Source organism: Shewanella sp. SM95, assembly GCF_025653595.1.
Lineage (GTDB): Bacteria > Pseudomonadota > Gammaproteobacteria > Enterobacterales > Shewanellaceae > Shewanella > Shewanella oncorhynchi.
In genome coordinates this window covers 499,496-515,044 of sequence record NZ_JAKKSE010000001.1, presented here as the reverse complement: position 1 = coordinate 515,044, position 15,549 = coordinate 499,496, and the positions used below count along the sequence as shown (strand labels likewise).

The window sequence follows — 15,549 nt, the reverse complement described above, 5'->3', positions numbered from 1 at the left end:
TTTAGTCTTATGATTTTAAAGAGTCAAAGGCTGTTTCACTCTTCCCCAAGCCCTTCATCAGCATGTCAAACATCAAGCCTGCAAAGCCTCTCGCAACGGCTTCATTGGACAATACCTTCATTGCCATTTGCTCATGAATGCCCATACTTTCAATCACTGCGGTATTAATTGACTCTGGAAACTGGCCTAACATGGCTTGTTCTTTAGTATTATTGCGCAACTGATCCATGACGATTTCATTTTCAGATACTTTACCCGCTATGGTATTTGCATAGTTGATCATATCGGTTTCAGATAAACCATCTTCAACAAACAAATCGTTCATTCGAGCGATAATTTCATTCAATAGCTCAGTTTTCGGATCTTTAGGTGCCGCGCCAGCGCCTTCCTTACTCGGCGCTAAATAAGACTTAGGCTCTTCACCTATTTTTGTTCCTAACTGCAAGTTCGCTTCACGCTGTTCATGCAAACGGTAATGTGTCATCACAACATCAGAAAGATCGACATCATCCTCCAGCATATCAAAGCGTAACAATGGATGTAGATGCTTAGCAAAGATGCTCAGTTTTTCTAGGTCGTAGTCATTAAAATCAACTATCTGAGAGCTAAACTCGTAATAGCGATAGAATGAAATTAAATCTTTCTTAAACACCTCTAAAATATCTCGGGCTTCTTTTGCATGTTTCACGCTGTTTTCAGCAAACTTAATCGCTTTATCATTCTGTACCATTTTCGCTTTTGAAAGCTCGGCCTGTGCAGTCTGCAACACAATCGTCGCCTCTTTGTAGCGTACAGCAAAGCGTTCAACAGGTGCTTTACAGAGGTTAGCCAGTTTTGCTTGGCTGGCATGTTTACTGTTATAGGCAGTGACAAATGCTTCCACTTCAAACCACTGGTAAATGCCGACCTTTGCAAGTTTATCCATGATTTCATAAACAATATTAGGATCTGACACGCCTGAAAGTTCAGCCGTTTCAAAATAAACTTTAAACTCTTTTAATACATCCTCGGGATTGTTCACAAAATCGAGCACAAAGGTCATATCCTTGCCTTTAAATGTGCGGTTTAACCTTGATAACGTTTGAATACACTCAACACCTTTTAAGGGCTTATCAACGTACATAGCGACTAATTTGGGTTGATCAAAGCCAGTTTGAAATTTATTGGCTACTAACATAACCTGATAATCCGTAGTATCAAATGCTTTGCGCATATCCCTACCACGCAAGTTTGGGTTCATGTTATTTTCAGTAAATGGTTGATCAGGCAAATCAGGATCATTCACCTCCCCCGAAAACGCCACCATTGCATTGATATTCTTGTAGCCTTTAGTTTGTACATACTTTTCAAACGCTAATTTATAACGCACCGCTTCTAAACGGCTACTGGTTACCACCATAGCCTTTGCTTCACCACCTAGTAAGTGTTTAATTTTACTATTGAAGTGCTCAATGATGGTTTCCACTTTCTGGCTGATATTGTATGGATGTAACCTTATCCATTTAGCCATTTTGGAAGCGGCTTTTTTACTATCTACTTCATGGTCGGTTTCAGGGTGTTCATGTGCTAACTGATAAGCCACTCGATAACTGGTGTAATTCTGTAACACATCCAGAATAAAGCCTTCTTCAATGGCTTGGCGCATTGAATAAACATGGAATGCCAACGGTTTATTGGTATCACTTACAGGGGAGTCCAGATCAGGTCTGCGGCCAAATAGCTCTAACGTCTTAGCCTTAGGCGTAGCCGTAAATGCAAAATAGCTGATGTTGTTTGAGCCTTTACGCGCTTCAAGCGATAAACGCAGCATATCTTCACTGTCTAGCTCTTCATCCCCTTCAAGTTGCTCTGACATTAACACTTCACGGAGTTTTCGAGCTGTAGTTCCCGTTTGGCTTGAGTGCGCTTCATCAGCAATAACCGCAAAGCTTCGACCAGCCAGCGTAGAGTCTTGACGAATGGCTTCTAAAACATGTGGGAAAGTTTGAATTGTTACAATAATGATTGATGTGCTGGCTTTTAATTCTCCAGCTAATTGGCTTGATTTACTGCCTTGTGATTCTTCACGATTAACACGTGCAATCATGCCTTCATTATGGTCAAACTGATAAATCGTATCTTGTAACTGGCTATCAAGTACCGTTCTGTCAGTAATCACAATTACAGAGTCAAACACCTTATCACCGACTTTTTTACCCAGTTCAGGGTGATCGCTTTCTATCGCAGGCGAACTATAGTGTTTTGACGCAAGTTGATGTGCGAGCCACGCAATCGAATTAGATTTGCCGCTACCTGCACTGTGCTGAATAAGGTATTTTTGTCCAGTACCTTCAATATCAAGGGTGTTCAGAAGTTTAGATACTACCGCCCATTGGTGGTAACGAGGAAAAATCAGGGTTTCTTTAGTTTGGATCGACCCGTCTAATTGCTCTTCATCTTTCACTTCAAGATGAATATAACGGCTTAAAATCAACAACAAATTATCTTTCTGGAAGATTTCATTCCAAAGATAAGCGGTTGCATATTCACTTTCATTTGCAGGGATATCGTTACCTTGACCACCATCAGCGGTGCCTTGGTCAAACGGTAAAAAGTAGGTCTTTTTACCCGCCAAGCGTGTAGTCATAGCCACGTTATATTGGCTTATCGCAAAGTGAACCAATGCACCCCGTTTAAAGGTTAATAGTGGCTCTGGTTTTTTAGTTATAGGATCTTTAGGTTGCCTATCCTTCATGTACTGGACTTTGGCGTTGTTAATCGACTGCTTAAACTCTGATTTAAGCTCACAAGTCGCAACGGGAATTCCGTTCACAAACAAGGTTAAATCTAACCGACCGTCATAGCCATTAGGTGAGTAAACTAGCTCAGGCACAACCCGCAGAATGTTTTGCTGATAACGAATCAACGCATCAGGGTTTAAATCATGATCTGGCTTGAAACTACAAAGAGTAAACTTAGCGCCCCGATCTTTTATCTGGTTACGCAATACCCATAACGTACCTTTCGCTTTTAAATCACGTTCTAATGATTTAAGTAACGCATCAGCGGTAGCTGTCGGATTACGGTCAGTGTCTGGATAGTGCTTTGATAGTTTATCCCATTGCTCAGGTTGTGTTGCCTTGGCAAAAGCAATCACATCTTCAGGATAAAGTGCTAATTGTCTGTTGTATTTTTTCGACTCACCTAGCAGCCAACCGTGAGATTGCATCTGGTCAAGGATGTCGTTTTGAAATATTTTTTCTTGTGCTACATCTGACATTACTAATTCTTCCCTGACATCTATTTACTGGTCTGTGGCGAAATAAAATTTAATAAACTCATCAATTCGGTATTGAAGTAATAGCTGCCAATAGCTAAACATCCAAGCACATATGGCGCTAAAATATCAAGGTTTTCTCGATGGGTGAAAAAAGATCTTATTTGCTCTTTGGCTTCTAACCATAAACAACGTAGATAGACTTGAAGACCAAATTTAGTAAAAATATTAACACTGTCCATTCGGTCTTCATCGTTGCAATCATTATATCCCCAGTAATGAACTATAAAGCGGGTAAATGGCAGACCACATACATAGTTGTGTTCCCATCGTCTAACACTGCCATCTAAGCTTAAGCCTGCATTTAACTCTGAGCATCGACTATCAGCTACTATTCCACCATCTTGATCATCATAAGGGCTTCGAGAGTAGAAAAAAGATCTATTCACTAATCGGTCAGACCAAAGTTTGTAGAGCTTGTCATGGTATAGTTTTGCATAGTTGTAATATCTAACCATCAAAAAAACAATTGATAATACTAGCAAAATTCCTAACCCATTTTGATTGGCGAACTTAATCTTGAAGATGAATGTGTTTGCTTCATCAATTGTTGCACCAGAAAAAGAAAGGCCTAGTAGAATTAAAGAGGTAACGGTTAATAGTTTCCTCTTTGATTTTAGTCCTTCATCATTATCTATAGCAGCTGTTAGCTCAGTGCTATTGTTCATTATATCTACTCATCTATTTTAGTCTTATAAACTGGTTGTGAGTGAACGTATGACATTGAGTCATCCCATTCGATAATCTCAACTGATGGATTAGCAGCTTGTACAATTTTTTTCAGTAAAGATCTTTGCGTTCTATCCGCGCGTTCTCCAAAAATTAGTTCTTTCACTTTAACGGGAATAAAGATTCCTTTCTCCGCAAAAACTCTTATTTCATCTTCATACTGCCAAAAATCAGCTTTAAAGCTCAATACATCCTTTGCCCTTTCAATAGTTGTTGGCTTTGACGCAATAAGGTGTGAATGGGAACCATAGATCACTTCACGCATATCGTCAGATTCTTTGAACTCAACCCCAATGGCTACACCACGACAACCATTACCATAATGCGCCCACATAAGAGGGTTATTGTAGTATTTCGATAAAGAACAGAACTTTAGCGACTTTTGATGTTGTTCAAGTGCTTCAATTGATGTTTGAGGAATATCTTCGTCTGAAGTATAGAAGCCTTCCATTGGGTCATTCATCGTATCGAATGCCGCTGCATACATTCGTTGGTTAATCAATATGTCTAACACAAATTGAAAGTTCTCCAACGAACGAAACTTATACAGAATCAAGAGAGTCCTCCAAGCACCATATTTGCTCTGCTATCTGACGATACAAATCACACCGCTCTTTGATATCAGCCGTTTTCATTTCTGGGTGAGCTTTAAATGCCAATCCATTGCAAGATGAAAGCTTATTGAAGTTCGGGTTGTTCTCATATGTCAGCGGATGCAAAGACTTCACCAGCAAATTTTCTTTAATGTAGTGAGGAAGCTTCTCTACATAAGGTTTATCACTGTATGATTGATTTGTTCCTCGTGGTAGTAGAACCAGTGCGCCAATACTATTGCGAGCATCGTCAAAATCATTTTTTTGCTCAAACTCGTCTGTATGGTTTTCAAAGTTGTTTGCCCATAAATGCTCAATCTCAAAAGGCTTGCCATTGGCAGCGTGATAGTACGTAGCAAAGTCGGTGTTTGCACCAGCTAAACCATCTACATAACCTGATAAGCGTGAAAGTAAGTATTTAACAAAACGACCATTTTGTCCGTGTAGACGGAACCAGTCAAAGCCACCCCATTGCTCATCTATTTCATCCAGCTTTTTATCAAAAATGGTGAGTAACTCGCTGTAATCTTTGTTACGTATTTCTTTAACCAAATTGTACATAGTGTAGCGAATCGAGCTGGCTGAAAAATTTCGGAAGTTAATGGTTCTACGAACACAGAAGATATCAATGTACTTTGCCACTAAGTTCATTTTTTTATTTGCTAAATCAATGGAATCTGTTGTTTTTAGTGGCGCAAGCATCAAAGGGTAGCTCAGAGAGGTTGCGATACCCCACTGGTAGATGTAATGAATTGAATCGAGTTCAGGCGTAATAGTTTCTTCTGCTTTGCGAAGGCGTTTATACGCATTCACATAGTATTTGAACTCTGTATTGATGAAGGCATCAAACTCATTTTCACCCGCTTTAGCAAGGTTCATACGAGATAAGTTATCTCTCACCCAGTTGTGGAAACGAGTACCAATTTTTTCAAAGTCTTCGTTGAGTGAGCCAGCCTTACTCTGGCGGATTGATTCGGCATACTTTGCTCTTAGCCACGCCTGAATAAAACGTTGATCTTCTTCCTTATCGAAAGCTTTTAGGTCAATAATGGTTTGTTTCCAGAAATCATTAGACTGATGTCGCTTTGCATCATTACGATACTTTGATAGCAAGAAGCCTTTTAACATTTCTGTTGGCGTGAGGTTCATCCCTCTGTCGTTCATTGTTTCAAAAATGGTGTAGGCGTTTTCATCGCTATAAGCCACAATTTCAACCAGAACCACAAGTTCTCTTAACCAATCTAAAAAAAGCGGTAAAACGTGTTTATCAATTCTATCAACAGGGAATGCATCGCAAATATTTTGATAACGCGCAGCCATATTTAGTGTTGAGGCATCAGCATCTTCGGGGGGGGTATATTCACCTTTGTTAAACAATGCATCTAAACAAGCAGTACGTTCTGGGACATCAATATTGAAAGATTTTTGACCAAATTTCTCAGAAAAAATCATTCCTGAAATCGCTTCATTCAAACCAATCTCTTTCTGTTTATTGTTTAAATAGATAAGAAATAGCGTGAGTGATGTCAAGCGTTGCTGACCATCAATAATACTGCGCTTACCTGACTTCTCACTTAATACAAATGGGCCTAAATAATAACTGTTATAGTCAGCAACATCTTGTCGTTGATGAGCAGAGTCATAGTTATCTAAAAATGCACTTGATAAATCAGTCACAAGTTGCTCAATATGAGTTTGCTCCCAGCTATACTCTCGTTGATAGTAATCAACCGTGTATTTTTTGTTGTCCAGTACCTCTAAGATAGAACGGTTATTGGCTTCGATTTTGTTTTCTAATCTACTCAATTACTTATCCCTTTAAAAATCGCGCAACACTGTCAATTTCAGGGAAAAGAGTTGCTTCAGAGATAGCGACACTTTTCAACTCATCAATGATTTTTGATTTAAATGATGCGGAGATATTTATCCGATTAATTGAGGCTGAATTAAACTCATCAGGTATTTTAGCTGCTGTTACCTTTTGATGCCCTGTGCTTCTTCCCATACCAAATAATAGAAATGCGCCACTTTGTTTGATAATACGTTTGTTATCTAACTTCGGTTTCACGCAGATAACTCTATGTAGATCATCCTCTACAATATCGTCCTCAAAGTAAGGCTTTTCTGCTTTTATTGTGTGGATATAGCGCTTTCGGTCAATTCTGTTATTTTTGTCGAAGTTACTTTGTAGTTTAGCAAAGTTACTAATGACAGAAACCGTATCACTATCATAAAACTTGATGTCTTTATCAGGGACTTGGTAAATGAGCACTTCACCAGTCTTACTGTTTTTGCCTGTTCCAGACAACGAGCAACACGCAAAATACAAAGCAACAAGAGGATTACTTGTGATATCTAGTAGTCGTGTCGGTAACCCGTAATGCTGCATTTTTACCAGAAAATCAAATGCTGATGAACAATTAGCAAAGTCTTCAGGGCAACGCATAATCATATCGTGAAATAGTTGTTCTTCTTTGTCGATATATTTAGCTGCGGTTTCACTATCAGGAATAGAACGGAAAATGGATGGTTGAGCTAGATATTCAGTATCTGCGTGACCTCGGAAAAACAGAGTGTGATCTGGCTTCTTTTTAATATCAGAGATATGCCCAATAAATGTAGATAGTTTTTGTACGGATACAGCGCCAGCCATTAGCAGTCACCTTTCCAATTGCGAACGTCAATTTTGCCTGTTACCGCTGCTGAGATAAGGGCTGTTTTGCGTTCTTTCATCAACAATATAGCTTCTGTTGCTAGTTTCGTTAAATCGTCAAGTTTCGCTAATTTTTCTTCCACATAAAGAGCAACTTCTTGTTGTTCCTCTTTTGATGGCGGAACTGCAACTACAATTCGAAGTACATCACTATTAGATAAGTTTGCTTGCTTAGTTCCTGACGGTAACGCATATAGTTGAGTGAGATAAGATTCAGACCAAAGCACATTCAGCAAGAAGCTTCGAGTGATTTTTTGACTAACTGGAGTTAGTTTTGCAACACGCTGGTTGAGTAAGTAGTGGCCATCTAGATCTACTTTGACTGCGAAACCATAATCTCTTTTACCTAAAGTACCAGTCAAAGACATCAAAATATCACCTTTTGTGACCCTGAACTCTGGTAGTTGGTTGTAGAGAGTATCGTTTACAAAAGTGGGTTGTCGGCCTAGAGCCAGTCTATTTTGGTAAACGTTTCCTATTCTTAATATCTGAACTCCATTATCAACAAATTCATTACTATTAAAGGCATATCCACCTTGGATTGAAGCAAAATACTTTAAGCTTGATATTTTCCAATGCTCAGGTACTTCGCCCAACCATTCCACACCAGAGTCTTTCATTGGTGCGTTTGGCTGCCCTTTATAAGAGATGCCTTTGGTCACTGCGTGAGAGATAACCGCTTGGCGCTTTTCTTTTAACAGCTCAATCAGCTTTTCTTGCTTGGCGATTAAGGTGTCGATCTTGGTGGTTTCGTGATCGAGGAAGTTGGCGATTTTTTGTTGTTCTGTATCAGATGGAATACATAATGAAATAGATGCCATTTCACCATTCATTATCTTTGCACCATTTGTATCAGGACGCTTATGAAACTGAGTAACGTATTGTAATAAATAGAGATAAAAATGGTAATTCAAGTTACTTTTGATTGGTTTCAACGTTCCACAAACATTAGTACAGTTATGCTTACCTTCACGTAAAAATACTGTTCCTGCATTTGCGCCATCGGTTGTCCATGTGATTTGTTTACAATCAAAATCATAAGTATGGATATAACCTAGGCAACCATTATTTTGAGTTTGAGAAGAATAAACTGGAAATACCCCATTATCATCTAACTCTTCTTGTGATATGACTCGACCTCTTCCAATTTTAAAGAGATGTTTAACTTTTTGTAATTTCCAAGCAACAGGTATTTCATCAAAAGCTAAATCATTTATATTTCTGTATTCTGTGTATTTTTGAAATGAATACCCCATTATGAATGCACCTCGTTTAGCAAACGCATAATTTCAGCCGACACTGCATCCAAATCAGCATCAATTGCTTCTAATGCTCTTGGTGGTTCATAAATATAGAAATGGCGGTTGAAGGGGATTTCATAACCGACAATACCGACTTCACCGTCTTTTTCATCAGTCTTACTCTCATCAATCCACGCATCAGGTACGTGCGGTAGCACTTCACGGGCAAAGTAATCTGCAACGGTTTCGGTCAGTGGCACGTTCTCGTTATCGCGTAGCTCTGGGTTGGCTTCAATCTGACCTTTTGTTTTACATACTTCAGCTTCGTCATCGTGCTCGCCAAGATGTTTGACGATTAGTTTTAACTGAACAGCGCTGAGTTTGACTGCTTTGGCTGCGCTTTCTAGTTTGGTTTTTAATTGCTTGAGGAACTTATCACGAGACAAGTATTTATCTTGTTCAAAGGAAGTGAGGGCATCAAGAATGACTTGTTGGGTAGTTTCATCCATTTTTAACCAAGCGTTATCGGCTTGCAAGGCTTCAAGACGTAGTGCGTCTTTTGGGTAAATAGTCAATTGAAGTGGACGCTCAACGGTAATTCTGCGATAGCCAAATGCTTTGTAATCAAAAATCTTACTAAAATCATTTTCAACAAATTGACCATAGGTTTTAACGATAATATCAATACTTTCTTCGGTCAGTTCTTTGCGTTTACTGCCTAACGATTTACGCATCGCTTGATAAAATACATTTTCAACTTCTTCATCAGATTCACCGCCACCACTGCGCCCACGACCGCCTGTTTTAGCACGTTCTTTTGATGCGTTAATAAGCTGCACTTTACCTTTACGATTAGCTGGCTTATGGCTGGATAACACCCAAACATAAGTAGCAATGCCCGTGTTGTAGAACATATCGGTAGGGAGTGCAACAATGGCTTCAAGTAGGTCATTTTCAAGAATGTAGCGTCTAATTTCACTTTCACCACTTCCTGCGCCACCTGTAAACAGTGGTGAGCCATTCAAGATAATACCGATACGTGAACCACCTTCATGCTGCGGACGCATTTTACTGACGAGGTGCATTAAGAATAATAGCGAACCGTCAGATACTCGTGGTAAACCTGCACCAAAACGACCTTCAAAGCCTTTTTCGTTCCGCTCATCATTGATGAACTTTTCGATTTTCTTCCAATCTACACCAAATGGAGGGTTTGATAGCATATAGTCAAATTTATCAGCACGTAGTTGATCATTAGATAGGGTATTACCTAATTTAATGTTATCGACCTTTTGCCCTTTAATCAGCATATCGGCTTTACAGATGGCGTATGATTCTGGGTTAAGCTCTTGACCAAAGGCTGACAATGAAGCCTTTTCATTTAGCTCATGAACATATTCCATACCTGACGATAAGAAACCACCTGTTCCTGCTGTTGGGTCATAGATAGAGCGCACTAACCCCGCTTGAGTCAGCACATCATCATCGTTACTGAATACTAATGAAGTGGTTAAACGCACAATATCCCTTGGGGTAAAGTGCTCACCCGCGGTTTCATTGGAGCTTTCAGCAAAACGTCTAATTAACTCTTCAAACACTAAACCCATGCCATAGTTACTAATATTGTCAGGGTGTAAGTCTGTTGTGGCAAAGCGTTTGGCTACTTTATACAGTAAATCTGCTTCTGCTAATTTATCGATGGTATTAAAAAAGTCAAAATGCTCAAAAATCTCGCGCGCATTTGGGCTGAATGATTGAATATAACTTTCTAAGTTACTGGCAACGCCTGTTTCACCAAGGCGGTTTAAATCCATCTTAGAAGTATTGTAAAAACTGTGTTTGGCGGCGTGAGTGAGTAGTTTATCTTGCGCCTCAAAGGGCATGGCTTTTACGGCTTCATATTTGGCTAACACGTCGGATTTACTTGACTCAAGCACACACTCTAAACGTCTTAGCAGCGTGAACGGTAAAATGATCCGTCCATATTGTGATTGCTTGAAGTCTCCACGAAGAAGGTCGGCCACCGACCAGAGAAACGCTGCGGTAGAAGAGAAGTTATCAGCCATAAATATCGTCCAGTAATGAAAAGTGCTGCAATGCCTGTACACGGCAACTTAATCCACAGACGATATCACAATTTGCCTATTTCTCATCAAAAAACTGATGCTTTTAATCACAAATTAGGTATCGAATACAATAAAATACGACAAAAAATGCCTACTTGATAAGCAGGCGTTCACAGATGAAAGGCAAAAGGACTAAAGGCTATGGCTCTAATCGATAATCACTTGCTTAGGGTGCAAATTAGTCAATACTTTGATATTTGCTTCTAGTTGCGTCACTTCCCCCATTTTTTCCAACATATTTGCTAATTCATCATAAGCCACAATCTGGTCATCAATGAAGATAACAGCATGTTCATCTTCTAGATCGCCCATGTCAGCGTAGTTCTTCTCAATACGGTAAGCTTCATCTTTTCTGGAGTAACCAAGATATTTAATCGTTTTTCTTAAGTCCCCATGGTCAAATGAAACTTCATCATCTTTAATCACCATCTTTGAGTCTAGTCGTTGGAATAATAGATTAAGTCGTTTTGAATCACTGGTTATATCTTTCAAGTCTACCCAGTTAAGTATGCTATTACCTGTAGCTATACTATATGCCTCTTCTCTTTGTCCTTTTAATTCATTTAGTTGCGCGGTGATCTTTTCCATAACTTTAAGTAACGAGTTTATCATCTCGTTTTCAGAACTCAGCAGCTTATTTTCAAGAACTTGTAGTTTCTCATTGCACTTGATTATTTCGATATCTAACTTTGAAACAGTTAAGTTAGCTTTTTCATTTTGACTTAACTCCATTAACCTAGCTAAAAAGAAGTGTTCAAGGTTTGACCTAAAAAAATATAAAGGCAACAGGTAAGGGAATATTCCTTTAGAACTACATGCATTTCTAGCCAGACGTTGCTTGTAACTGCAGCGCAATACTGGCCAAGAATGTTTCGACTTTTGAATCGAACATCCATTTCCACAGTGGCCACATTGCACTAAACCGCTGAGATGCCACTCTCGGTTAGGGTTTACATTTTTATGTAGACGCTTTTCATGTACAGTTTGAGCCTTGTAATAAATCGACTCATCCACAGCAGCTTTATAAACTTTATAACGCTCAACTTCGTTGATTCGCCAGTAACCCAGAACAACATCAGATGTGATCCACTTGATAACTGTTGACGGGTTCATCCTTTGAACTTCTAGCAAATCAGGATACTTGTCCTTCAGCTGATTTAGGATATTTCGTTGCCCATTTCCAGAAAGATATAGCTCAAACATATCTTTAATAACGACATGCTTATCGTTAACAGTACCATCACTATTCAACCAAAATGGTTTTCTGATATTTGGAGTAATACCTTTTCGAGCTTCATCTCTTCGTTTATTGTAACTACCTAATACTCGTTCTTTACGATTTTGAGACTCAGAAAAAGCACCGTGAATTTCAACCAGAAGCTTAACTTGTATCCCAAGATCATCTTCTCCTTCGGGGCCATATCTTGCATCATCCTTCGCAGTTACAATGGTTACTCCAGCTTTCCAGATCTTCCGCAATAACTCTTGAGTTTCAGATACCTTCATTCGAGAAAGGCGTGAAAAACGTTCTACTAGAATAATAGAACCATGCCTTACTCGCCCTATTTCAATATCATTAACAAGACGACCTAAGGAACCTTTATCTAAATGTGCTCCTGTATGCCCAGACAATCCTTTATCTTCATACAATCCAGCTTCAACAGCCCAATCTTTATTTCTCTCAAGCCACGCTCGCTGCTCGTCTCCTTGTCGGTACAATGAGCTACCCAACTCCTGCTTAGGACTACTGAAACGCTGATATAAATACACTTTAGTAAGATTTTTCATATTAATCGACCATTCAAAAAGTTCGTATGCACACCTTACCACAGTACTCACAGTTACAATGGTCGATCAGCAACTCATCCAAGGAATCTGATTTTATCGCGACATCAATCCAAGTTTGCGGTGTTTCACAGTGAAGAAATGCGTGGATGGGGGCAAGAAGTTGCAGCATGGACTCACTCAATATCATTCTGAATATCGCGCTATTTTACGCATATTTACTCATAAGCTATAGCATTAGGCTTAAGTAAACTTGACGCGCTGAACTTTTTGTTCAATAAATAATCTACACTCTAAAGAACTGAGATCCTGATCACACAGCCTCTCACTTCTCTATGTGTAACCAATCGATGGATAAAAAGACAGGACACCATTTTAACCTCGATTGTAGAGCTGTTATCAGCTCGTCTGACGTTTGGCGAGCCATTCATCAATGCTGAACAAGGATAATTATAATGATACTGAATCACTTAATGGGGCTATACACTCATCCAAAACAAGAGTGGCAAACAATTGAAAAAAACCATGAGGCACTAAAAAGTAGCTTAAGCCATGTAGTACTTATCGCCTTAATTCCGGCGGTGTGCAGCTATATAGCTACGGCTTACATTGGCTGGAATCCTGGCGCTGGCGATCCTATTTACCTTACGCCACAAAGCGCCCTGTTTATGTCCGCAGGCATGTATTTAGGCCTGATTGCAGGCGTATTCGCCCTTGCCTATTTAGCCTATTGGATGGCAAAAACCTTCGATGCTAACCCAACTTACACCCAAGCATTAGAGCTCGCGTCCTACACTGCAACCCCGTTGTTTATGGTCGGTTTAGCCGCATTATATCCAGTGCTATGGTTTATCATGATAGTAGGGTTGATTGGTTTAGCCTACTCAGTGTATTTACTGTACGCTGGGGTGCCTATCATTATGAATATCCCTGAAGAGAAAGGTTTTATCTACGCCAGCTCTATGGTGACTGCAGGCTTAGTACTCTTGGTGGGGCTAATGGCAACTAGTGTCATTTTATGGAGCTTAGGCTTTGGTCCTATGTACCAATAACCATTTTAATTCATCACAAATTTAATCAACAGCAACTCAAGCTCTGCGTCGCAATTGAATTTGTAGCAGAAAATAAAAAAGAAGGCCGTAAAGGCCTTCTTTTTTGGGTTTAATTAACGCTCTGAGCGAGTTAGCAGATCTGTTTTACTCATTCAGTCAAACAGCTCCACTTAAGCAAAATCACTCGAAAGAATCACGCAGCGCTACGGTTAAGTTAAACACTAAATTATCCGGCGATGAATCTTTGCTGTCAGCGCAGAAATAGCCTTCACGCTCAAACTGATAGGCTTGTTCCGCAGGTGCATTCACTAGGCTTGCTTCTGCAAAACCTTGTACAACGATCAATGATTCAGGGTTTAACACTTCATCCACAGTCTCTGCCGCAGCAGGATTAGGATCGGTAAATAAACGCTGATAGAGACGGAATTCAGCAGGCTTAGCTGTAGATGCCTCAACCCAATGGATCACGCCTTTAACTTTACGGCCATCAGCAGGGTTTTTACCTAAAGTTTCAGGATCATAAGTACAGTAAACCGTCGTGATATTACCTTCGCTGTCTTTGTCACAACGTTCAGCTTTAATCACATAAGCATTACGTAAACGCACTTCTTTACCTGCTACCAAACGTTTGTATTGTTTGTTGGCTTCTTCTCTAAAGTCAGCCACATCAATCAATATTTCACGGCCAAAGGCTAATTCACGCGTCCCCATGCTCTCATCATTTGGATGAGCGGCCGCTTGAATGTATTCAAGCTCACCTTCAGCATAGTTTTCGATGATGACTTTCAATGGACGTAATACGGCCATCGCACGCGGTGCATGTTCGTTCAATTCTTCACGAATACACGCATCTAACATGCCGACTTCAATCATATTCTCTTGCTTAGTCACGCCGATACGTTGACAAAACTCGCGAATTGACGCCGGTGTATAACCACGGCGACGTAAGCCTGCAATCGTTGGCATACGTGGGTCATCCCAACCTGACACGAGTTTACGGGTCACAAGGTCGTTCAGCTTACGTTTAGACATCAAGGTATATTCGAGATTTAAGCGAGAAAACTCGTATTGACGAGTACGATTCGGCGCTTGAAAGTCGTTCAAATTATCCAACACCCAATCGTATAAACGACGGTTGTCTTGGAACTCTAATGTACATAAAGAGTGGGTAATATGTTCTAACGCATCAGAAATACAGTGCGTGAAGTCGTACATTGGGTAAATGCACCACTTGTCACCTGTTTGATGATGATGGGCAAAACGAATACGGTAGATGATAGGATCACGCATACACATGAATGGCGACGCCATATCAATTTTGGCACGCAGCGCACACTCACCTTCTTTAAAACCACCGTCGCGCATCTTAGCGAATAAGGCGAGGTTCTCTTCGACTGATGTGTCGCGGAAAGGACTGTTTTTACCTGGCTCTTTTAACGTGCCACGGTATTCGCGGGTTTCATCCGCATTCAAAAAACACACATAAGCCAAACCTTTATTAATCAGTTCAACCGCATATTGATGTAACTGATCAAAATAGTTTGATGAATAGCGAACATCACCATCCCACTGGAATCCAAGCCAACGCACATCCGCCTGAATAGAATTCACATAATCAATGTCTTCTTTTTCAGGATTAGTATCGTCAAAACGTAAATTACACAGACCGTTATAGTCTCGCGCTATCCCAAAATTTAAGCAGATAGATTTAGCATGACCAATATGAAGATAGCCATTCGGTTCCGGCGGGAAACGAGTCTGTACACTCGTGTGCTTACCGCTTTGTAAATCTTCATCTATGATATTACGAATAAAGTTACTCGGACGTACTTCAGTGTCCACATGACTCATGGAATTCCTCTTTGCGAACAATGGCAATTTTAAGAAAACCAGCATGATCCTACAGATCACCACTAGTTACAATGCCTAGGGTTAAAAACTCTGGTTTTTGACTGTTTGGGGTTATAACCGCGATAGTAAAACAATAAAAGCAG

The 15,549-nt window shown here is 39.9% G+C and carries 10 protein-coding genes and 1 pseudogene; 1 reads left to right on the top strand and 10 read right to left on the bottom strand.

The features are described 5' to 3' along the window. Positions 1-7: 7 nt before the first annotated feature. From L5M29_RS02235 to miaE, 9 genes and pseudogenes are all read right to left on the bottom strand, one after another. Positions 8-3,259 (bottom strand): type I restriction endonuclease subunit R, encoded by a 3,252-nt coding sequence (locus tag L5M29_RS02235; RefSeq protein WP_263165970.1) that lies wholly within the window; start codon positions 3,257-3,259, stop codon positions 8-10. A 20-nt stretch (positions 3,260-3,279) separates the two neighbouring features. Beyond that, on the bottom strand, positions 3,280-3,984 hold the full coding sequence (locus tag L5M29_RS02230) for a hypothetical protein (RefSeq protein ID WP_263165968.1): 705 nt from the start codon (positions 3,982-3,984) through the stop codon (positions 3,280-3,282). A gap of 5 nt (positions 3,985-3,989) precedes the next feature. Further along, on the bottom strand, positions 3,990-4,559 hold the full coding sequence (locus L5M29_RS02225; RefSeq protein ID WP_263165966.1) for a DUF2971 domain-containing protein: 570 nt from the start codon (positions 4,557-4,559) through the stop codon (positions 3,990-3,992). 28 nt (positions 4,560-4,587) lie between these two features. Next, entirely contained in the window at positions 4,588-6,444 is a 1,857-nt protein-coding gene (locus L5M29_RS02220; RefSeq protein WP_263165965.1) for a DUF262 domain-containing protein, read from the bottom strand. A gap of 4 nt (positions 6,445-6,448) precedes the next feature. Continuing rightward, a complete protein-coding gene (locus L5M29_RS02215) occupies positions 6,449-7,291 on the bottom strand; it encodes an FRG domain-containing protein (protein WP_263165963.1) in 843 nt (280 codons plus the stop codon). Next, positions 7,291-8,607: a restriction endonuclease subunit S gene (locus L5M29_RS02210; protein WP_263165961.1), complete on the bottom strand. Its 1,317-nt coding sequence runs from the start codon at positions 8,605-8,607 to the stop codon at positions 7,291-7,293. Before L5M29_RS02210 ends, L5M29_RS02215 begins: the two co-directional genes overlap by 1 nt. Continuing rightward, entirely contained in the window at positions 8,607-10,658 is a 2,052-nt protein-coding gene (locus tag L5M29_RS02205) for a class I SAM-dependent DNA methyltransferase (protein ID WP_263165960.1), read from the bottom strand. The genes L5M29_RS02210 and L5M29_RS02205 overlap by 1 nt, the downstream gene beginning before the upstream one ends. A 207-nt stretch (positions 10,659-10,865) precedes the next feature. After that, complete coding sequence (locus L5M29_RS02200; RefSeq protein WP_263165959.1) at positions 10,866-12,506, bottom strand: recombinase family protein; 1,641 nt, start codon at positions 12,504-12,506, stop codon at positions 10,866-10,868. Between the two features lie 46 nt (positions 12,507-12,552). Further along, positions 12,553-12,675 (bottom strand): annotated as a pseudogene (gene miaE / locus L5M29_RS02195) (tRNA isopentenyl-2-thiomethyl-A-37 hydroxylase MiaE); the annotation flags it as partial. Between the two features lie 283 nt (positions 12,676-12,958). Between miaE and L5M29_RS02190 the strand changes: the two are divergent. Next, positions 12,959-13,555: a Yip1 family protein gene (locus tag L5M29_RS02190; protein ID WP_105252940.1), complete on the top strand. Its 597-nt coding sequence runs from the start codon at positions 12,959-12,961 to the stop codon at positions 13,553-13,555. 180 nt (positions 13,556-13,735) lie between these two features. Here L5M29_RS02190 and glnS read toward each other — a convergent pair whose 3' ends face one another. Next, positions 13,736-15,406 carry a glutamine--tRNA ligase gene (gene glnS, locus L5M29_RS02185; protein WP_263165957.1) on the bottom strand — a complete coding sequence of 557 codons (1,671 nt, stop codon included), beginning with the start codon at positions 15,404-15,406 and terminating at the stop codon, positions 13,736-13,738. Positions 15,407-15,549 lie beyond the last annotated feature (143 nt).

Coding starts and splice junctions, on each gene's coding strand:
- L5M29_RS02235 (WP_263165970.1), bottom strand. CDS start 3,259: ATGTCAGATGTAGCACAAGAAAAAATATTTCAAAACGACATCCTTGAC.
- L5M29_RS02230 (WP_263165968.1), bottom strand. CDS start 3,984: ATGAACAATAGCACTGAGCTAACAGCTGCTATAGATAATGATGAAGGA.
- L5M29_RS02215 (WP_263165963.1), bottom strand. CDS start 7,291: ATGGCTGGCGCTGTATCCGTACAAAAACTATCTACATTTATTGGGCAT.
- L5M29_RS02210 (WP_263165961.1), bottom strand. CDS start 8,607: ATGGGGTATTCATTTCAAAAATACACAGAATACAGAAATATAAATGAT.
- L5M29_RS02205 (WP_263165960.1), bottom strand. CDS start 10,658: ATGGCTGATAACTTCTCTTCTACCGCAGCGTTTCTCTGGTCGGTGGCC.
- L5M29_RS02200 (WP_263165959.1), bottom strand. CDS start 12,506: ATGAAAAATCTTACTAAAGTGTATTTATATCAGCGTTTCAGTAGTCCT.
- L5M29_RS02190 (WP_105252940.1), top strand. CDS start 12,959: ATGATACTGAATCACTTAATGGGGCTATACACTCATCCAAAACAAGAG.
- glnS (WP_263165957.1), bottom strand. CDS start 15,406: ATGAGTCATGTGGACACTGAAGTACGTCCGAGTAACTTTATTCGTAAT.